This window comes from Microcystis sp. LE19-131.1A (assembly GCF_027532015.1).
Taxonomy (GTDB): Bacteria; Cyanobacteriota; Cyanobacteriia; order Cyanobacteriales; family Microcystaceae; genus Microcystis; species Microcystis ichthyoblabe_A.
The window spans coordinates 22,865-44,542 of sequence record NZ_JAPZSS010000012.1; the positions used below are offsets into that span (position 1 = coordinate 22,865).

The following is a 21,678-nucleotide window of genomic DNA, read 5'->3' on the forward strand; positions in this document are numbered from 1 at the left end:
CCTTGTAAAGATAGATTAATTAGATCCCCGACAAAGTTAAAGAGAAAAGGAAGAAGGCCTCGCCCCGATGCGATCGGTGGCTATAATTAGCTTCTAAACCTTTTCTCTTTCGGTTTTTTGTCTCTTTCCAGACAGAAAAAATTAATCTTGCTACTAGGCACCAACCGTCAATGAAAAAGATCGTAGGAATAACCATGCTTTTGCTGGGACTGGGATTCAATTTCGGAGTTGCCCCGGTTTTTGCGGAAACCGTCGCCGCCGCTCCCCCCAATCCGATTAGTGCTGGAGATACAGCTTGGATGCTGATCTCGTCGGCTTTAGTTTTATTAATGACCCCAGGACTGGCTTTTTTTTATGGGGGTTTAGTACGTTCGCGTAACGTCCTCAACACCATGATGATGAGTTTGGTAGCCATGGGCGTAATTGGTGTAACTTGGGTGCTTTGGGGTTATAGTCTCGCTTTTGATGTCACCCCGGGTAAAAGTGGTTTTGGTGAAGGGATTGAAGCTTTTATCGGTGGTCTGGATTGGATTTTTCTCAACGGAGTCACCGCCGCCGCACCTGACAATATCGGTTATGCACCCACCGTTCCCCATCAAGTGTTTATGGTCTATCAGATGATGTTTGCGATCATCACCCCGGCTTTAATTTCAGGGGCGATCGTGGAACGGGTCAACTTTAAGGCCTATTTTTGGTTTTTACTGCTTTGGTCCACCTTTATCTATTCTCCCCTAGCTCACTGGGTTTGGGGTAAGGGTTGGTTGGCAGCCACTGGGGCGCTGGATTTCGCCGGTGGAACCGTTGTTCACGTTAGTTCCGGGATTTCCGCACTGGTGGCCGCTTGGGTAATCGGTCCGCGGCGTAGTTTTGGCACTCAAACCTATGCACCCCATAATGTGCCGTTTGTTCTCCTCGGTATCGGTTTACTCTGGTTTGGTTGGTTTGGTTTTAATGGGGGTAGCGCACTTTCCTCTAGTTCCCTAGCCACCACAGCTTTTGTTAATACCACGATCGCCGCTTCGGCTGGTGGTTTGACATGGATGTTTATAGAATGGATTTTACGCGGTAAACCGACGGCGATCGGTATTGCTAGTGGATTTTTGGGGGGATTAGTGGGTATAACTCCCGCTGCCGGCTATGTGCTGCCGATTGGGGCGATTCTGATTGGTTCGATCACTGCCCTTAGTTGTTTTTTTGCGGTTAGTCTCCGAGCAAAATTGCGCTTTGATGACTCTTTGGATACCTATCCCGTCCATGGTGTGGGTGGGACAATAGGGGCAATCCTTACGGGGGTTTTTGCGACTAAATCGGTTAATTCCTTCGGTAATGACGGTTTACTATTTGGCAACCCCGGCTTAGTTTGGACGCAATTTGTTGGCGTTGCCGCTACTTATATCTTTGCTGCCGTGGGTACTTTTGTCATCCTGAAAGTTCTCAGTTTATTCATGGATTTGCGGGTTAAACCGAATACGGAAGCAGAAGGTTTGGATGTGCCTCAACACGGAGAGGAAGCCTACGGACAGGAATTCGAGTTTGGTAGCAGCTTTTCCTACCAAGAAAATCCTCCTAGCACAAATCCTCGAGAAAATTATTAGCGATTCAATCGGCTATCAGTCCGGCTAACAGAGGCGAAATTTCGTCTCTGTGGAACTTGGCTGAACAATCAAAAAAAAAGAACGGGTCTGCTTCTAGATGATACTAAATCTGGTTATTAAAAACTGATTATTTATTCCCCCTTTTGCCTCTTGCCTCTTGCCTCTTGCCTTTCCTGATATGTAGCCTATACTCAACGGATTTAGTATGAGATGAGGTTTCAACCCCTCACACATTGCGCCAATACCAGCGAGTAACATCGGTTAAAAACTGTTTGACTCTGGGAGGAGGGGTTATTTTTAATCCTAGCCATTGATAGGGAAGTTCTCCTACTACATGATATTTCTTAGAGATGTTCATATTCGTCGGTAACTCCATTCCCCAGCGTTTAAAACTAGCGGCGCAATTTTCTGTGATTTCACCGCGACTGGTGCTTTCCCCATACACGGCTATATTCTTGTCCACAATTAATTGTCTTTCTCCCACTAACTTTGTAATTCTGAAACTATCCATTTCCTTAGCAACAAATGGTCGATCAGGAAAACTTTCAAAAACTCTTCTCAAAGCTTTTACTTTTATGAATTGATGAGACCAGAGATCCGGGAGAGTATCTGCTTGAGAAAATACCGTTTCTCGTAAAACGACTTGCTTTTTAGGGGTGAGAATCTTGACTCCTTCTTGAATAAATTTGTCGCTTTTAAAGTAACCACCTTTAAGGTGGCGCAGGCAGAGAACTGTTAAGAGATCGGACTCGGTGTTATTGATAACAAAATTGTAGATATCATTAGCTGCCTCTTCTTGAATTCGGATCAGGTAACGATCATCCATGCACCAATAAATCCATTCTTCATCAGGCAAGTCTTTTAAGAGATTTAAAACCGTATCCCTGATCTTGGAACAGTCCATCGGAATTAACTCCACTTTATCGCCATATTTTGCTAAGTTCTCAGGATAATTGTCGTAGGGAACACGAAAAGTAAAAGGATTACTTGGCCACAATTTTTGATAAGTATAAATCATGTGATCAGCAAATTTAATGTACTTATCGCAGGTCAAAACGATCGCTTTCATAAATGATTCTTAATCCTGAATAGTTTTTTAGTTTTAGCTGTTATCCTTACGGAGCGACTAATTATAGGATTATCACCAGCAAATTTACAGCAAAGCTGTCTATTTGTCAATACTTTTGGTATCCTAGTCTTGAAAAAACAGAGAGCGGCACTCAAGAAGGCCGTTTATTCTCTCCATCAACTGGCAATTTTAGCGATTATTACTGACAATAATCAAGAATAACGAATCGAGTTAAGTAGCTGGTTATAATTAAATTAAAAATGGATTTTAGGTTCGATCCCCCCTGCCCCCCTTGATAAGGGGGGTGCCGATAGGCGGGGGGATCTGAAAGTTTTTAATACCTATCTACTTAAGTAGTTATCAAGTCACAAACATTTAAAAAAAGAAATAGGTTTATATTGGGGTAAAATCCAGTTTAGAATGGCCACAAGACCCAGAAAAAAGAAAAAAATTCAACAGAAACTAGCGGAATATTTAAAAATAGCAAAATCTCAATATAGACTCACAGCGATCGCACCATACCAGAATTGAGGGATAACTTTCCCCAGTCTGCAAGCTGGGGGGGACAAAACTGGTTTATGCTAGAAAGGGTTACTCTTAACGTAACTTTACAAAGTCATCGATCGCCCACATTTATGGATTGCATCATCAATCGTCGAGCGCGGTTTTCAGCCAGCCATCGCTATTATCTACCAGAATGGGACGAAGCCGAAAATCAAAGACTTTTTGGTCTTGGTAGCCGTTTTCCCGGTCATGGTCACAATTACGAATTATACGTCTCCCTATACAAAGAACTCAATCTTTATGGCATGGTGGAAAATCTCTCCACCGTGAAACAGGTAATTAAACGAGAGATAACCAGTCAATTAGACTACTCCTATCTCAATCAAGTCTGGCCGGAATTTCAGCAAACCCTACCCACCACAGAAAATATCGCTAGAGTTATCTGGCAAAGATTAGCACCCTATTTACCATTGGTCAAAATTCAACTATTTGAACACCCCGAATTGTGGGCAGAATATCAAGGAAAAGATATGGAAGCAACTTTAACTATCAAAACCCATTTTAGCGCCGCCCATCGTTTGGCTTTACCGCAATTAACCCTCGAACAAAACTCGGAAATCTACGGCAAATGCGCCAGGGTAAACGGTCATGGTCATAATTATCACCTAGAAGTATCCGTGGCGGGAGAAATCGATCCCCGCACCGGTATGATTGTGGATCTAGGGGATTTACAAAAAGCGATCGATGAATTGGTAGTAGAACCCTTCGATCATACTTTTTTAAATAAGGATATTCCCTACTTTGCCGAAGTGGTTCCCACCGCGGAAAATATTGCCCTACATATCGCTCAACTATTAGAGGAACCAATCCGCCAATTAGGAGCCGAATTAGATAAAGTTAAACTAATTGAAAGTCCCAATAATTCTGCCGAAATCCACTGCCGTGGTTCGGTTCAAGCTCCCCGACAACTTCTAGAAAAAACCCTGACAGCCGTTTAATTGCCTGTTGGTTAAGGTGATTAGGGTGAGCATGGCTCACCCTGATGGATTTAATTAAACCCTAGTTAAACACTTCTCGCCATCCTCGCTTTCCTTTGCTTTGGCGCAAGGGAGAGGCTAAATCGACAATTTTCTCCAGCAGTTTCGGGGCCAATTTTTGACACCAAAGAGCTAGATGACTTTGCCAACCGACGACAATTTCCGTTTTTTCCCTATTTAACCCGGTAATTAGGGTTTGGGCGACTTCTTCGGCGCTCATCGGCTTTAACCATCGAAATAACTGCAATTCTCGCACCATATCCGTATCGGTTAAAGAGGGTAAGAGGGTGACAACTTTGATGTTGTGTTCCCGTAATTCCGACCTGAGAGCCTGACTAAAACCCAAAATGGCAAATTTGGTGGCCGAGTAGGTAGCGAAGCTAGGAGCGGCAATTTTACCCATCATGCTGGAAACATTGACGATGGTTCCCTGTCCCCGAATTGCCATCCGGCGGGCAATTAAGCGAGTGACCGTGTACATGGCCATCAGATTTAAAGATATTTCTGCTTGCACTTGCGAAAATTGCGATCGCAGAAAGGGGGTTTGATGGGCAATACCGGCACAGTTAACGAGGATATCAATGCCACGGCATTCTTGCCAAACGCGGATAATTGAAGGACTAACAAGGTCATTTTCGGTTAAATCTAGGGCTAAAGGTGTGGCAATGACCCCTAGAGACTCAATTTCTTTGGCTAGTTTGTCTAATCGCTCTTGATCTCTGGCAACAATCACAATTCTGCTTAAACCTTGTCGGGCTAATTCTAAGGCGATCGCTCGTCCAATGCCCCGGGATGCCCCCGTGACTAGGGCTGTTTTTCCCTGTAATTTCATGATCAAACTCCTGTTTTAAGCAACAGTACAGAAATTTATTGGTTTTGCTTCTGAAATCTTTGATTTGTGCATCTATGCCCTACATAAGTAGCGAAGCAATCGGGGGATAGATGGATAGGTTAGGGTGCATGGGATTTTTCCTCCTTCAAAGCGCACTCTTGAACCCACGGTAACAGTTGTCTTTACAAACAGCAATCTTTTTTAACACTTTTCCGCAAAATCACTCGATCGGATGAACGCTCAGGGTGATCTTCAATCCTATGGAAGGGGAGCAGGGAGAGAGGAGAGGTAGGGTTGATTCATGAATCAACCCTACTATGAATCAACCCTAGGGGAGAGGGGCAGCAGAAAAAAAAATTGTGGTTCCACCCTATTGTTGATCTCAATTTAGGTGTTCAATGTCGGTAATAATCGGTAGAATCACCGTGATCTTTGTGCCTTTTCCTTCCTCACTTTCTATGTAAATTTGTCCTTTGTGCGCTTCCACACAGCGTCCGACAATGGCTAATCCTAATCCCGTTCCTTGAATATTATCGACATTGCTACCGCGATAAAAAGGTTTAAATAAATTTTCTTGATCTTTGCTGGGAATACCAATGCCTCGATCGATAATTTTAAAGACTACCTGCTCGGATTCGACAATAATCTTAAATTCTACGGGGTTTCCCTGTGGTGAATATTTGATAGCATTTCCCAGTAAATTTGTCAAGATATGTTTAATTAAATTAACATCCCAAAGTCCTCTTTCTAAGCTGCCCTCAATTTGGAAAATAATTGCCGATTGTTTTTCTGGCTTAACCATAAAAGATTCTACCAATTTCTGACAATAATCGAGCAAATCCACCGGATCAAATTGACAGTATAATCTCCCGGAATCGGCCCTACCAATTAATAACACTTCTGTGAGCAATTGATCCATGTCTTTAATGGCCGATCGAATCATGCGAAAATAGCTAACTTGCTGATCTTTTGTCAACCGATCGCGACTTTCTTCTAATAATCCAGCCGAGAGTAAAATTTTATTTAAAGGATTGCGAAAATCGTGAGATAACATGGAAACAAATTCAGTTTTTAACTGATTTAACTCCTGAGCTTTTTCCAGTTGATTAGTGCGTTCAATCACGCTCATTTTTAAAGCTTCGTTCGATTCTCGTAAAGCTTCTTCCATCTGTTTTCGCTCGATCGCATAACATAGCGATCGAGTTAAAATTTCTAAACTTACTTCTCTTTTAATTAAATAATCCTGCGCTCCCTGACGTAGTGCTGCCAAAGCTAAATTATCATCATTAGTATTAGTTAAAACCACGATTGGTAATTTCGGAGCCGTAATTAAAAGGGGAGCTAAGGATTCCAAATCCTGACTATCTGGTAAAGTTAGATCTAATAAAATTACATCAAAATTTGTTTGTTTTAAAAGAGAAATTGCCTCCGATAATCTTGACACATTAACCAGATGAAATTCTTTTTTTTCATTACCCTTAAGAATTTCCTTTAATAATCGAGCTTCGGCTAAATTATCCTCGATTAAAAGAACTTTTATATCCTGCGAGAGTCCCATTGTTTAATCAAGAGTTAAAGAGATTTGGGAAGTTAGGAAGTGGGGTGTGGGGTGTGGGGAGAATAAAGCTGCCTCCTGCCGACCGACTCCTGACTCCTGACGACCGACTCCTGATAACTGATAACTGATCACTGATAACTGATCACTGATAATGATTCACTCCCCAGGTAAAGTAGCGGTTTCTAACCAAAAAGCCTCGATATTTTTGACAATTTTGAACAAATCGTTGAGATTGCGCGACTTGGTTATATAACAATTAACGTGCAGTTCATAGCTATAAAAAATATCCTCCTCGTTGCGAGAAGTGGTTAAAACCACCACAGGAATTCTTTTTAAACTGGGATCGTTTTTGATTTCCGCTAATACCTCCCGTCCGTCTTTTCTTGGCAAATTCAGATCGAGAAGAATCAGATTAGGACGAGGAGAATCGATATACTCCCCTTCTCGACGCAGATAATCCATAGCGTTGACACCATCCCTAACGATAACTAATTCATGCGGGACGGTGCTAGTTTTTAATGCCTCTTGGATGAGGCGAATATCAGCTTTACTGTCCTCCACTAATAAGATAATTTTGTGTGGCACGTCCTCGCCAGCGCTCACGCTCGTTACCTCCTAGGGGAATTGTAAAATAGAAAACCGCTCCTTTACCTAATTGGGATTCTACCCAAATTCGTCCGCGATGACACTCGATAATTTTCTTACAAATCGCCAAACCCATGCCTGTGCCAGGGTACTCGTCGCGGGTGTGCAGTCGTTGGAAAATTACGAAAATGCGTTCGGAAAATCGGGGATCGATGCCAATTCCATTATCGGTGACAGAGAACAGCCATTCCTCCTCTTGACGTTGAGCAGCAATATGAATAGTGGGAGTCGCTTTTCCTCGGAATTTAATGGCATTACCGATGAGATTTTGGAACAATTGCATTAACTGAGTTTTATCTGCCATGACAATTGGCAAGGGATCAACGGTGATTATAGCTTGACTTTCTTGAATTCTCCCTTTCAGGTTAGCGAGAGCTTTTTCCAGTGCCAGATTAGCATCGATGGTATTAAACTCTACCGCCTGCATATCCACTTTTGAGTAAGCCAGCACATCATCTATTAATGTTTGCATCAAGCTGACACCTTCGACGGCAAAAGTAATAAATTCTTTAGCATCTTCGTCCAGTTCTTCAGTGTAGCGCATTTCTAGCAACTGCACATAGTTGGCGACTTGATTGAGGGGTTCCTGTAAATCGTGGGAAGCGACGTAGGCGAATTTTTTTAATTCGGCGTTTGATAGTTCCAAATCCCGCGCTAAACGTGCCAATTCATCGGCTTGTTTTAAGATGATATTGATGATCGCTTTTCGTAATTCTAGTGCGGCGTTAATTTCTACCGCTTTCCAGGGTAAAGATTTGAGGCGAACGGTTTCTTTCCAGAGGGAGAAAGATTTACGCGGACAGAGACGAATATTACCATCTATGGCAGTCGTTTCGATCGCTTTACCCGGATCACCACCCCAGTTCACGGTTTGAATTACTTCCGGACGAAACCAGAGGAGATAATTACGTTTAGAAATGGGAATTGCTAGTAAACCACTGGCAATGTCTTTAAACTTACCCGCATCGGCATAAATTCGCGGTAAGGAATTGGTATAGTAAACATCTTCATGGACGTTTTTTTCTAGCCAAGTAATCAGATAATTTAGTTCTTCTTCGCTCGGTGTTACTCCAATTAAGGTATAGTTACCACCTAAACAAATAGCGGCTCCTGTGGCTTTAGTTAGATCAAGTAGATTCGGTTTATGGGCAATTAATCCATCAATAAAGTTATTAGCTTCCGCCATATAATCGATTAATTGCGATTGCACAAAATTTAATTTCACTCGATAGTCATAATCCTCGGTTTCTTCCCGTGCCGATATTTCCGAGAAAATTACTCTTCCTAAGAACTCACAAGCTTTACGGAGTTCGTAGGGTACATATTTAGGGGTACGGTGATGACAGGCAATAATGCCCCAGAGACGTTTATTTTCAATCAGAGAAATGGTTAGAGATGCTCCCACTCCCATGTTATGCAGGTATTCTAAATGACAGGGAGAAGCACTTCTAAGACTGGACAGGGTTAAATTTAAGGGTTGTTGGGTTTCGGGGTGAAGACTAGGCACTAGATCGACGGGTTCAGAGGTAGCATCGGGAATCTGTCGAATCCAATTAGCACTTAATAAATTTCGTGCCGGGAGAGGGATATCGGAAGCGGGATAACGTAAACCGAGATAGGGTTCTAGTTGCTCTATTTTGTCTTCTGCTATCACATCACCGTTATCTTCTTCGTCGAATTTGTATAACATAACTCGATCGAATCCTGTCATTTTTCTGACTTCTTTAACGATGATATTACAGAAATCTTTCAGGCTACGGGTGGCTTCAAGTTTATCGATCGAAGTTTTGGCTAGGTGATAGAATCTCAGGAAAGGAATGTTTTCATAGGAAATAGCTGGTTCTAACTCTAAAATCAGCATTTGTTCGGCGTTGCGGTGAAAAATAGCATCAAAGACGGCAAAATCATCCCCTTTAACCCGCGCCCAAATTTTGGCAGGATTGAGAGCATCAAAATCGTTATTTTCTATGGCTGATTTTAGAGGATCGATCTGAAAGGGATCGAAGATTTCCTCTAGGGTTTTACCGATAATTTCCCCCGGAGAAATACCCAATAAACTGCGACTATTATTGCTAGTTTGGCTGACTTTTAGCTCCGGTTCGCTGAGAACTAAAAGCACCCCGTGCGGTTGAATTCGGTTATAGAGATGGATCGGTTCCCGTTCGATCGAAGTTGGGTTAATTGTCTCGGTTATAACTTCCATGTGTATTTCTCCCAGAGGATTTTTGCCAAGTTGAAAACTCTTTGTTTATTAAAACTATTTCTTCTCACTTTCAGGGGGCGATCAAGAATAAATTTACTTCTCTTAATACTAGGCCATCAAAAGTAATAAAACTTTAATTAATCAGTTATCTATCGATCGAGCAGTTCTGTTCAGTTCCCTTTATTATAATCAGTTTTTCTCTGAGAATCTAGGGTCATTTGTTAAGAATTAAGATTTAATGTTACAAGGGACAGATAATTCTTAATAAAAATATATGGTAGGGTGTGTTAGCGAAGCGTAACACACCAAAATCTAAGATTTAAATACGATAGCAACCCTTTTTTGTTAATTACCTGGAGGTAAAATTTTGAACATTTCTGCAAGCTTATCCATATTTACAAGGAGACTAATTGGCGGATTAATCTTTTGTGCTTTTTCTGGAACTATTTTTGTGAAAAATTCCCATAACTTTTGGGATATATTGTTCTTGGTTTCCTTATCTTCACCTTCGACTTCATTAATTCCCACCTCGGTGAGGGTAGCCAAAATTTCCTTGCGAAGACCATTATAGCCAACGATGTAAAATTTGTTAAGAGCTTCTAGGACTTCATTTAATTTAATCAGCAGAAATTGTTTAAACTCTTGCGTAATTTTGCTATCTTCAATCATTTGAATTAAACCTAAGATTTCTTCCCTTAACCTGTTCAAATCCTCTTTGCTTAAATATATTTCCTCAAAATCTTCTACACAAGAAGGAAGCCAATGTAGAGCGTACCAGTCAGGAGAGTTTAATGGCTGTAAGAAAGAATTTGACCAAGACATTTCAAGTCTTGAAAATACACTAATTAATTCATCCTTAATTTGTTCCATAAGTTTTTTATAGGAAGACTGTTTTCTTGAAGGAAAATATTGTAGTTGATCTTCTATGTGATAAATAAGCTGTAGTAATTGAATCAACCCTTTCTGAACAGAATCAGTGTCATTTTTCACTTCCATTGCTCTTGCTAAAACTGCTTGAACTGATTCGTCAGTTTCGTCTGGAGAACATCTTTGTAGGATAATTAATAAACGTTCGGCTGGATTATGAATCGGTAGAGTAGATGATTCCATAAATTTTATCAAAGGCTAGATTGGTGATGTATAGAACAATAGTATTGTAACCTATCATTGTCTATTTTTACAGCAAGTTTGAGAGCCTATTTATGAAAAAATGTTAAGTAGTCAAGTAGGGTGCGTTAGACAATCCCTTGTTTTTAGGGAAAAAATCAAGAGCTAAATATTACCGTAACGCACCACAAAAAAAAGTTTTTAGCTACTTTTATAAGCCGCTATGACGGAGGAGAGGCTCGGTACTGGGTTCGCGACCGCGGAAAGCTTTAAAAACATTCATAGGATGAGAACTTCCCCCCATAGCTAAGACAGTATCGCGAAAACGGCGGCCGATCGCTTTCACTGCTTCTTCGTTATCTAATCCCACTTCCTCGAAAGCGGCAAAAGCATCGGCACTGAGGACTTCTGCCCATTTATAACTATAGTAACCCGCCGCATAACCGCCAGCGAAAATATGTCCAAAAGAACACAAGAAAGCATCTTCTGGTAGAGGAGGAATTATCGTCGTCGTCGCCGCTAAACGCTGTCTGACTTGTTTAGGAGTTTCGCCGCCATTGGGTTGATAACGATGGTGTAATTCCAAATCTACTAAAGACAAATGTAACTGACGCAGCATAGCCGAACCGCTCATATAATTCTTAGCTAGGAGCAGTTTTTGATAGTAATGTTCGGGGAGAGTTTCACCGGTTTGGTAGTGTTTGGCCATACTCATTAAAGTAGGGCGATCATAACACCAATTTTCCATAAATTGACTGGGCAATTCCACCGCATCCCACTCAACGTTATTAATACCCGCAGCCCCGGAATAGTCCACAGTGGTTAACATATGCTGTAAACCGTGGCCAAATTCGTGAAATAGGGTAGTTACCTCCTCAAAGGTCATTAAACTGGGGTTTCCGTCCACTGGAGGCGTTTGATTGCAGATTAAATAAGCCACAGGTAAACGCACCTCGGTGCCGGTTTTGGCGCGACCGATACAGACATCCATCCAAGCGCCGCCGCGTTTTTCGGCGGGACGACTGTAGGCATCGAGGTAGAAATAGGCGATTTTTTCGCCCTTTTCGTCATTAATCTGGAAATAACGCACATCGGGATGCCAGATAGGTGCTTTACCGTCGGCGGCGATAATTTCTACCCCAAAAATCCGTTTAGCGAGGCTAAATATGCCTTCTAAAACCCGTGGTAGGGGGAAATAGGGGCGTAATTCCTCGGCACTAAAGTTAAACTTGGCCTGACGCTGTTTTTCTGACCAATAGGCTATATCCCAATGCTTGAGATCGTCGGTTCCCGCAAAAGTTTTTAAGGCCTCTAAATCCTGTTTTGCCGCTTCGTAGCTGACTTGGCGCAAATTGTCAAGCAATTTCTCGATTTCATCCACAGAATTGGCCATTTTCCGGGCAAGACTGACCTCGGCGTAGGTACTATAACCTAGAAGATGGGCCTGTTCCTGACGAAGTTGCAAAATGCGATCGATTAAGGGATTATTATCCAATTCTCCCAGATCAGCCCGACTAACGTAGGCTTTATAGAGTTTTTCGCGCAATTCCCGATTATCGCTGTACTTCATAAAGGGGAAATAACTGGGAAAATCGAGGGTAATTACCCAGGGTCCAGTTTCGGTGCTGGCGTTAGTTTCTCCTTGGGCGCGGGCTGTTTGGGCGGCTAAACTGAGGAGACTAGGGGGTAAACCGGCGATATCTTCTGGGGTTGTTAGTTTCAGTTGAAAAGCTTTGGTGGCATCGAGGATGTTATTAGAAAATTTCGTGGTGATTTCCGCTAATTCCAGTTGAATTGCGTTAAATCTGTCTTTTTTATCCCCTAGCAATCCCACCCCAGCCAATTGAGCATCCCGCAGGGAAGCTTCGACAATGCGCTGTTGTGCCTCGTCTAATTGCCCCCAGCTTTCCCCTTGACGCAGGGACAAAAATGCTTCATAAATGGGTTTACTTTGGCTTAAACGGCTAATAAACTCGACTACCTGTGGTTGTACGGTTTCGTAAGCTTGACGCAATTCTGGGCTATTTTTTACCCCCATCAGATGACCGATAATCCCCCAACTCCAGCTTAAACGTTCTTCGATCCGGGTGAGGGGTTCGACTAATTTTTCCCAGGTGGGGATAATCTGCGCTTCTAGATCGGTTAATTCTCTGGCCAGTTCCTGCAAAAGTTGCGTTATCCCAGGGACAATCAGGCCAGGTTGGATTTGGTCAAAGGCCGGTAATCCTTGACCGGCAAGCAGCGGGTTACTGGTGTTCGTCATAATTGTTGGTCTGGAAGGGTGGGTAATCTGTATCTTTTACTACCCTAACCCAAATCCCCGACCATCTATCCGGGCGATCGAGCGCCGGAGCTTTTTCAGTGGGGTGTGGGGTGTGGGGTGTGGGGTGTGGGGTGTAGGGTGTGGGGTGTAGGGTGTAGGGAAAGAAACCTCTTTCATCTGTGGGGGTGAAAATTTTTTCATTGGGACTGCCTCTGTTGATCAAAGATAAGCAAAAATTATTTATTGACTGCAAAAACTTGAGAATATTTAAATTAACATTCCGCAATATTTACAAATTCTTAAAAATTAATTGAGAAAGATTTTTATTTAACAACGATGTTACAAGGGTTACAGCGATTTGATAGAATTTCACAATGGGTCATTCTGTGCTTTTTTGGGCAGCAATGGTTGAAACCCTTGCCACACCTAGAAGGTGATCCTAATTAAGACGGTCAAATCAGTCAATTTCACCCATAACGATGATCTTTTTTTTGTGTAGTTTTATTGCAAAAAAAAAGTTTTTTTGACAAAAAGCACAAAGTATGATATTACCCAACGTATTTCTGGCTGCGAGTAATTATTGTAGAGGGGGAGAAAGGAGAAGGGAGAGGGGAGAATAAATAGGGTTTGCGGCAAAAAGTAAGGGCGAAGCATTCGGGTAGAAAATCTACGGTTTCACCGATAGGTTATTGCCCGAATGCTTCGCCCCTACAGGACGCGGGCTAATGAAGACGCAAGGTTTTGAACGACGATTCTCTCAAAATCTTGCACCTGTTTCGCGAGAAAAGCCACAAAACTCTTAGCTTGCCTACATTTCACATTTATTCAGCAAACCCTAGTTAAGGCCTGCTCGATTCTCTGACTATCGAGGGAGCGGCCGATAAAGACCAAGCGAGTTTGCCGCGTTTCCGTGGATTGCCAGGGTCGATCGAAGAAAGAATCAAAGCGATCACCGACTCCCTGTAACACCATACGCATCGGTTTATTGGTCACATTAACAAATCCCTTAACCCGATAGATTTCTTCTCGGGCCACCAATTCCTTGATCCGTTGGGTCAAAATTTGGGCATCTACGGGAGAATCGAGGCAAAACTGCACGGAATTGATCTCCTCATCGTGATCGTGTTCTTCCTCGTGATCATGATGACTAGGACGACTAGCTAAATTATCCTCGACGGCGGCATTAAATCCCAATAGCACATCGGGGCTAATTTGTCCATCGGCACAAGTAACTATTTTTACCGTCGATCGCAGTTGTGTTTTCAGCCAATTAATAATTTTTTCTAATTCAATTTCGCTGATGAGATCGGTTTTAGTTAAGAGTACCAGGTCAGCGCAGGCTAACTGATCCTCAAATAACTCCTCAATGGGCGTTTCGTGTTCTAAATTGGGGTCTGCTTGCCTTTGTGCCGTTAAAGCATCTAAATCCGCCACCAGACGACCCCTAGCGATAGCAAAACCATCCACCACGGTGATTACTCCGTCCACCGTCGCACCGTTGCGGATTTCCGGCCAGCGAAAAGCTTGAACCAGAGGTTTAGGTAAAGCTAATCCGGAAGTTTCGATCAGCATACAATCCAACTGTTGCCGTCGCTCCAGCAATTTCTGCATGGTGGGGAGAAATTCTTCCTGTACTGTGCAGCACAGACAACCGTTGGTCAATTCCACAATATTATCGTTGGGGTTGTCGTCGCAGGTCTGACAACTTTTCAACAAATCACCATCAATTCCCACCTCTCCGAATTCATTGACCATAACGGCCACCCGGCGGCCTTGATTATTTTGCAGTAGATGACGGATGAGGGTAGTTTTTCCCGCACCCAGAAAACCCGTAATCACAGTAACTGGAATTTTGTGCATAGATAGAGCGATCGATCATATTCTTAGATCAATGTATCAGACTCTCGGTCTAGGGTTGAGGGTTTCAGCGCTAATTCTTTAGGATTGCCCCACCAATTGCCGGACTGTCACAAACTAGCTGAAATTTTCCTAGTTAGTCGTTATTCTGGTAAAAGTTTCAGCCGGCTAAAATAATCGCTGAAAAACTTTTGTGGGAGTGGATCATGTTACAACGTCTTTTTTTAGCCTTTACCCTCGCTTTTCCTCTTTATCTAAGCATTGCTATTCAACAAACTTCGCCTCTAGCTGATAGAATAAATCGCCCTTCTTCTCGCGGTATCAATAAAATTGAGCAGACGGTAAAAACCATTCAAAAGCAATTAAAACAAGAGCATTCGGTTCAATTAGATTAATAAATTTTGGCAACAAGAGGAGAGGCAAAACTCCTCTTTTTCACTTTTGATTTGACAAATTACTGGCCATTGGTTGGGGAGGCTGGTATTCAGGAACTAAATCTTGTAGGGACTTAACTAAACCCTGACGGTCATTAAGTTGGATAGAATTAAGCAATTGCTCTAATTTGATTTGCAATTTTTCCCAAGCAAGAAAGTGTTCATTAGCGCAAAAAATCTTTGGGTGAGCGGTGGGACGAGCTTTATCGGTATCGATTAATAATTCTTCGTAGAGTTTTTCCCCCGGTCTTAATCCCGTGATTTCAATATCGATATCTTGCCCTAATTCCAAGCCACTTAAACGAATCATCTGTAGGGCCAAATCGTAAATTCTTACCGGTTCACCCATATCTAACAGGAATACCTCACCCCCCTTAGCCATGGCTCCCGCTTGTATAACCAAACGCACCGCCTCTGGAATAGACATAAAATAGCGAATAATATCGCGATGGGTGAGGGTAATATTCTTACGTTGGGCGATTTGTTCCCGGAAACGCGGCACCACGGAACCGCTACTATCAAGAACATTGCCAAAGCGGACGATCGCGCAACAGGTGGAACTGTCGGGTAAAGCGGCCAAAGCTTGCACGACTAACTCAGCACAGCGTTTGCTGGCCCCCATAATGTTAGTCGGTCTGACGGCCTTATCGGTGGAAATAAGAACTAAATTACTAACTGAATTCTCGATCGCAGTCTGAGCGACATTTAAACTACCCCAAACATTAGTGTAAACCCCCTGACTAGCATTGGCTTCCACAAGGGGAACGTGCTTATAGGCGGCCGTGTGATAAATTGTCTCAATCTGGTGTTGTTGGATGACTCGGTCTAGATGATTGCGGTCGAGAACATTGCCTAAATAGGCATACTTGCGTAAATCGCTATAATTTTCGCTTAAATCAAGATCGATTTTGTAGAGGGAAAACTCGTTTAATTCGTAGATTACCAGGCATTTTGGGTTGAGGAAGGCGATTTGTCGGCATAATTCCGAACCGATGGAACCACCACCCCCAGTGACTAACACCGCTTTACCGGTGACATTTTTTCCCAAAAGTTCGGGATGAGGTAGAATTTCTTCCCGTCCTAATAATTCCGAGACATCGACACTGCGAATCTGATTGATGGTCGTTTCTCCCGATAAAATTTTTGAGAGGGGAGGAACGGTTTTAATGTCGATGGGTAAAGTTTCTAGACTTTCGATGATTTGCCGCTTTCTGGCCTTGGCTACATTAGGAATAGCGAGAATAACCCAGTCAAAGGCTGTTTTTTGATGCAGTCGTGCCAATTGAGAGGGGGAATAAACCCTAAAGCCTTGGATAACTCGGTGCTGCAAATCGGGATTATCATCAACAAAGGCCAATAAACGATAGTGGGGGTCATTTTGTAGGGAACGTGCCAATTGACGACCCACAACCCCCGCACCATAGATAACAATTGTCGGTTCTCTATCCACACTACTGACGTAAATATTCAGACGGTGAAAGACAGAACGAATCAACAATCTCACCCCGATAACCAATACTAGGGTTAACAATGCGTCGATAATCAGGACTGAACGCGGCAAAAAGGCATCCCCTTGAAAGTAGGCCAGAATGATTAAAACCCCTGAACTATAGAGAACCGCGTGCAGTACGGAGGAAAGAAACTCTAATCCTGTATAACGTACTACGGGACTGTAAATACCTTTGAGATGGAAAACTAGGGTTTTAATGGCAATTAAGCCCAATATTGGCCCTAAAAAAGGTCTAATTTCCTGATGTTCGAGGCTCAGATTAAACCTGAGAGAGAAGGCCAGATAGATGCTTAGACAAAAAACAAGGCAATCGGTGATCATTAAAAGAGATCGCTTCGATGACCTAGATAGGCAATTAGCCAATTTAAGGATTTTGTTCGCCAGTTTTCTATACATTATCCAATTGATTAATTAATCTTAAGGTAAATTACTTGGCTCCTCTCGACTTTGTCTGGTAATCAGTGCTTATTATTCGGACGAGTCTTGCTAGGCAAGGCTTTGAAGAATATATTTACGGAAAACTACCCCTATTCTTCTCTCTTCCATACACAAACGAGAAGAGCCAATATTTTTTTTATAACAGTAGCAATGTCCGTCTTTCCGCAACATAATATCACCTAAATCCAAATATGTCAAGCAGCGGGATTTGTCAAGACTTTGGCTCTCTTAGGTTTGGTGGGTAAAATGTGTTCTAAGATACAGTCCTGCTGGCGAGCGAGTGGAAGGAACCACACCAGACACGGAGGACACAAAGATTGATCGCTTCTAGAGTAAGTTAAACTGGTCGCAACGCGCTCGCTACGCGAGATCACACAAAGAATAAGAGAGCCGGACTTTTTTCCTTTTAGCAACTTTTCATCGCTCCCCAAAAATTTTTTGCTCCCCCAAACTAGCCGATAGATGACCGCTAGTCAAGGGTTACAATCAAGAATTGATGCAAAAATTTATCGAGTCAAGTTATGAGTAATCAGTACGATGCGATCGTAATTGGGTCGGGAATCGGGGGATTGGTGACAGCGACGCAATTAGCGGCAAAAGGGGCAAAAGTCTTGGTTTTAGAGAGTTATCTGATTCCGGGGGGCAGCGCGGGTTATTTTGAACGAGAGGGTTATCGTTTTGATGTGGGTGCTTCGATGATTTTTGGTTTTGGCAAAAAGGGGACGACTAACCTCCTAACCAAAGCTTTGGCAGCGGTGGATATGAGTATCGAAACCATTGCCGATCCCGTCCAGATCCATTATCATCTCCCGGACGGATTAGACTTAAAAGTTCATCGCGACTACGAACAATTTTTACAGGAATTAATTAGCCATTTTCCCGCAGAAAAAGCCGGTATCCGGCGCTTTTACGATGAATGCTGGCAGGTGTTTAATTGCCTCAATAGTATGGATTTACTATCGCTGGAAGAACCCCGCTATCTGACTAGGGTTTTTTTCCAGCATCCTTTATCCTGTTTGGGATTGGTCAAGTATTTACCCCAAAATGCGGGAGATGTGGCCAGAAAATATATTAAAGACCCGAAATTATTGAAATTTATCGATATGGAATGTTATTGTTGGTCGGTAGTACCCGCCGATCGCACTCCGATGATTAATGCGGGAATGGTCTTTAGCGATCGCCATTACGGGGGAATTAACTATCCCCGGGGGGGAGTGGGACAGATTGCTCTCAAGTTAGTCGCGGGATTGGAAAAAGCTGGTGGTGAAATCCAGTATCAAGCGAGAGTGAATAAGATTATTTTAGATGCAGGACGGGCGATCGGGGTAAGATTGACCAATGGTAAAGAATATTACGCGAAAAAGATTGTTTCTAATGCCACCCGTTGGGATACCTTCGAGAAACTACTCCCCCCGGAATCTCTCCCAGGTAGCGAAAAAAAATGGCAAAAACGCTATCAAAAATCCCCCAGTTTCCTGAGTTTGCATCTGGGAGTCAAGGCCGATGTGTTACCATCAGGAAGCGAATGTCACCATATTTTACTAGAAGATTGGGAAAATATGGAAGCAGAACAGGGAACTATCTTTGTTTCTATTCCTACCTTACTCGATCCCTCCCTCGCACCCCCGGACCATCATATCATTCATGCTTTCACCCCTAGCTGGATTGATCAATGGCAAAAACTGCCTCCCCAAGAATATCAACAGAAAAAAGAGGCCGCTGCTCATCGTCTCATCGAGCGCCTGAAAAAACTCTTTCCCAAACTAGATACAGGATTAGATTATATCGAAATTGGCACGGCCCGCACCCATCGCCGCTTTTTGAATAGAATCGATGGCAGTTATGGCCCAATACCGCGAAGAAAACTGTTAGGTTTATTAGGAATGCCCTTTAATCGCACAGCTATTCCTAATCTTTATTGTGTGGGAGATAGTACCTTCCCCGGTCAAGGATTAAACGCGGTGGCCTTTTCTGGTTTTGCTTGCAGTCATCTTCTATCGGTAGATCTGGGTTTACCTAGTCGCAGAGATTAAAAGCTGAAAATCCGGATTTTTACCGGCGAATTCGGAAACGGGAAGGTAACACTTGACAGCATTTCTCAGATAGATGAAGCACATTTTTGCGACTGGAATCCTTGCTTCGGCAAGGTTTAATTTATACTTCACCTTGACGAGAAACGCTGTAGATCGGTTTTGCTGATAACTGATAACTGATAACTGATAACTGATGCTTACTCCCTTTGATTCCTCGAAGTCTTTACATTGGCAGCAAAGCTTGCGATCACCGATTGTTCGTCAATTGGAGATATTTAGCTTTACAACGCAGTTTTTGACTTTTTTGCTCTGGGATCGTTTAACGGGGGCTAATGGGGGCAAAAAACGGCAAAGGAGAGCGAAATGGTTAGTTGATCGCCTCATGAATTTGGGACCAACTTTTATTAAAATTGGACAATCTTTATCGACGCGAGCAGATTTAATTCCGCTCGAATATATCGAACAATTAACCCAATTACAGGATCGAGTTCCCGAATTTAATAGTCAAGAAGCGATCCGAGTTATTGAAACAGAATTAGGACAACCCCTAGATAATTTATTTGCAAGTTTTACCGTGTCTCCCCTCGCTTGTGCCAGTTTAGGACAAGTACATCGAGCGCGGTTATTAAGTGGGGAAGAAGTCGTTATTAAGGTACAAAGACCGAATCTAGAAGGACTATTTAATCTCGATTTTGAATTGTTGCATCGTCTCACCCGTTGGTTAAATATTTTACCCGTGGTGAAAAAATATAATTTAGAAGCTATCTATCAAGAATTCTTTGAACTACTCTTTCAAGAAATCGATTATATTCATGAGGGCAAAAATGCCGATCGCTTTCGGGAAAATTTTAAGAATTATCCTCAAGTAAAAGTCCCTTTAGTTTACTGGCAATATACCACCCGCAAGGTATTAACTTTGGAGTATGTGCCGGGGATTAAAGTGGATGATCGAGAGACTTTACTAGCTAATGGTATTAACGTAGATGGGATTATTCAACTGGGGATTTGTTCCTATCTCAAACAACTATTACAGGATGGTTTTTTCCAATCGGATCCCCATCCGGGTAATATGGCAGTTAGTCAGGAAGGGGAGTTAATTTTCTACGATTTTGGCACGATGTTCGAGTTAAAGTCCGTCGCTAAAGATCAAATGATCGAAACCTTTTTCGCTGTCTTGAGAAAGGATACGGAAACAGTCTTAAAAACTCTGGTGTATATGGGTTTAATTGAACCCGTTAGAGATCTGCAGCCCGTGCGAAATATCGTCCAGTTTCTCTTAGATGAATTTCGCGATAAACCGGTAGATGTGAGGGTCTTTGAACAAATTAGCGATCAAGTGTATTTAATGTTTAAACAGCAACCTTTTCGCTTACCTCCCCAAATGACTTTTATTATTAAATCTGTCACCACTTTGGATGGGATTGCCCGCTCTTTAGATCCTCAGTATAATTTATTAGCAGCTAGTCAACCTTTTGTGAAAAGTCTAGCGGTATCAGGAGGAACTACCAAGACAATGCTGACCCTAGCTAATCAAGCTCGCACTTTTCTTAAACAACAATGGCAAAAAGGTAATAAAAACGAGAGAATGATCCGTCAATTAGAGGAAAAAATCGAGCGAGGAAATTTAGTTTTTCAAGTTAAGTCACGCGAAAATGAACGACTTCTGAAAAAAATTTATCTGGGAATTAAAGTATTAATTAATGTCTGTTTATTGGGATTTAGCATTATCTCAGCCATATTTTTATTAGACAGTAACTATAGCAAACTAGCCATTATTCCCTTCAGTTTAGCGGGGTTATTTGGTTTATTTTTTCTACGTTCTTCTATGGCTTTATTGATTCAGGAAAGATTAGATAAAATGTTAGATAAGTAAATAATTATCATTTTTATTAGTAGATGGTTTTTGTTATCCGCAACAAAAATTAAAGTTTGACAGGCTGTCTGTTGACAAGATTTTCCAGAAGTTATCATAATGAAAATGTTTTCATTGCACCCAGCAGCAAGAGGACAAGAAAATGTTATTAAAATCTTTAGCCCTTGGTTCCCTTGTCGGATTATCCTTAGTTACATCTATCCCAGTCTTGGCTAATCCTTCCCTTTCTCCAGTACAAACTAACGAAGCAATAATCGCTGTCGGTCAACAAAAATCCGATTTATTTGTTAATTTAACCACCGATGATCCTTGGCGAGCTGCAATGGCCATTGGTGTCGCCACCAATATGCTGAAAAAAGGTCACTCAACCACCATTTTTTTGAATATTACAGGGGTACACCTGGCAGCGACGACCATTCCTCAACACACTAACGGTATCACCGGTAAAACCCTGCAAGCAATGTTAGTAGATTTCATCAGTCAAGGGGGAAAAGTCTTAATTTGTCCATCCTGTATGAAACAAGCAGCCATAAAACCCGAAGATCTAATTGCCGGTGTGGTGACAAGTTCCCCCGATTCCCTAGAAGCAAATTTATTTAAGGAAACGGTTAAAGTAATTAGCTGGTAATCGAGCATTTTCTAGAGAATATCGAGGCTGCCTCTCAATGTTGTCTGAGATGCAGCCAGATAACTGGATATTCTCCCCTCGTAATGGTGATT

15 protein-coding genes are annotated in these 21,678 nt (G+C 42.3%); 6 read left to right on the forward strand and 9 right to left on the reverse strand.

Translation table 11 applies throughout. The annotated features are described in order from the left end of the window. Positions 1-170: 170 nt before the first annotated feature. On the forward strand, positions 171-1,595 hold the full coding sequence (locus O9323_RS00870) for an ammonium transporter (RefSeq protein WP_044034301.1): 1,425 nt from the start codon (positions 171-173) through the stop codon (positions 1,593-1,595). Positions 1,596-1,821: 226 nt separating this feature from the next. Here O9323_RS00870 and O9323_RS00875 read toward each other — a convergent pair whose 3' ends face one another. After that, entirely contained in the window at positions 1,822-2,664 is an 843-nt protein-coding gene (locus O9323_RS00875) for a hypothetical protein (protein ID WP_002794508.1), read from the reverse strand. 635 nt (positions 2,665-3,299) lie between these two features. Here O9323_RS00875 and O9323_RS00880 point away from each other — a divergent pair. Then, the gene (locus tag O9323_RS00880) at positions 3,300-4,166 is read left to right on the forward strand and encodes a 6-pyruvoyl trahydropterin synthase family protein (RefSeq protein WP_002777480.1); all 867 of its coding nucleotides are present in this window, start codon (positions 3,300-3,302) and stop codon (positions 4,164-4,166) included. Between the two features lie 61 nt (positions 4,167-4,227). Here O9323_RS00880 and O9323_RS00885 read toward each other — a convergent pair whose 3' ends face one another. The 7 genes from O9323_RS00885 to cobW all read right to left on the reverse strand — a co-directional run bounded on the left by O9323_RS00885 (position 4,228) and on the right by cobW (position 14,673). Beyond that, positions 4,228-5,037 carry an SDR family NAD(P)-dependent oxidoreductase gene (locus O9323_RS00885; protein WP_002777481.1) on the reverse strand — a complete coding sequence of 270 codons (810 nt, stop codon included), beginning with the start codon at positions 5,035-5,037 and terminating at the stop codon, positions 4,228-4,230. Between the two features lie 382 nt (positions 5,038-5,419). After that, complete coding sequence (locus O9323_RS00890; protein ID WP_002777483.1) at positions 5,420-6,595, reverse strand: hybrid sensor histidine kinase/response regulator; 1,176 nt, start codon at positions 6,593-6,595, stop codon at positions 5,420-5,422. Positions 6,596-6,751: 156 nt separating this feature from the next. After that, positions 6,752-7,198 carry a response regulator gene (locus O9323_RS00895; protein ID WP_002777485.1) on the reverse strand — a complete coding sequence of 149 codons (447 nt, stop codon included), beginning with the start codon at positions 7,196-7,198 and terminating at the stop codon, positions 6,752-6,754. Further along, positions 7,143-9,443 (reverse strand): sensor histidine kinase, encoded by a 2,301-nt coding sequence (locus O9323_RS00900; RefSeq protein ID WP_288124550.1) that lies wholly within the window; start codon positions 9,441-9,443, stop codon positions 7,143-7,145. Before O9323_RS00900 ends, O9323_RS00895 begins: the two co-directional genes overlap by 56 nt. A 345-nt stretch (positions 9,444-9,788) precedes the next feature. Beyond that, positions 9,789-10,553: a hypothetical protein gene (locus tag O9323_RS00905; protein WP_288124551.1), complete on the reverse strand. Its 765-nt coding sequence runs from the start codon at positions 10,551-10,553 to the stop codon at positions 9,789-9,791. A 208-nt stretch (positions 10,554-10,761) separates the two neighbouring features. After that, on the reverse strand, positions 10,762-12,813 hold the full coding sequence (locus tag O9323_RS00910; protein ID WP_288124552.1) for a M3 family metallopeptidase: 2,052 nt from the start codon (positions 12,811-12,813) through the stop codon (positions 10,762-10,764). An 825-nt stretch (positions 12,814-13,638) separates the two neighbouring features. Continuing rightward, complete coding sequence (gene cobW, locus O9323_RS00915) at positions 13,639-14,673, reverse strand: cobalamin biosynthesis protein CobW (RefSeq protein WP_288124553.1); 1,035 nt, start codon at positions 14,671-14,673, stop codon at positions 13,639-13,641. Positions 14,674-14,876: 203 nt separating this feature from the next. On the opposite strand from cobW, the gene O9323_RS00920 reads away from it, so the two are divergent. Then, on the forward strand, positions 14,877-15,065 hold the full coding sequence (locus tag O9323_RS00920) for a hypothetical protein (protein ID WP_024970909.1): 189 nt from the start codon (positions 14,877-14,879) through the stop codon (positions 15,063-15,065). 40 nt (positions 15,066-15,105) lie between these two features. Here O9323_RS00920 and O9323_RS00925 read toward each other — a convergent pair whose 3' ends face one another. Further along, positions 15,106-16,935, reverse strand: coding sequence for a polysaccharide biosynthesis protein (locus O9323_RS00925; protein WP_288124554.1), 1,830 nt, complete (start codon positions 16,933-16,935; stop codon positions 15,106-15,108). A gap of 638 nt (positions 16,936-17,573) precedes the next feature. On the opposite strand from O9323_RS00925, the gene crtH reads away from it, so the two are divergent. The 3 genes from crtH to O9323_RS00940 all read left to right on the forward strand — a co-directional run bounded on the left by crtH (position 17,574) and on the right by O9323_RS00940 (position 21,586). Further along, a complete protein-coding gene (crtH, locus tag O9323_RS00930) occupies positions 17,574-19,085 on the forward strand; it encodes a carotenoid isomerase (RefSeq protein WP_288124555.1) in 1,512 nt (503 codons plus the stop codon). Positions 19,086-19,278: 193 nt separating this feature from the next. After that, the gene (locus O9323_RS00935; protein ID WP_288124557.1) at positions 19,279-20,958 is read left to right on the forward strand and encodes an ABC1 kinase family protein; all 1,680 of its coding nucleotides are present in this window, start codon (positions 19,279-19,281) and stop codon (positions 20,956-20,958) included. A 142-nt stretch (positions 20,959-21,100) separates the two neighbouring features. Further along, positions 21,101-21,586: a DsrE family protein gene (locus O9323_RS00940; protein ID WP_002777498.1), complete on the forward strand. Its 486-nt coding sequence runs from the start codon at positions 21,101-21,103 to the stop codon at positions 21,584-21,586. Positions 21,587-21,678: the final 92 nt, after the last annotated feature.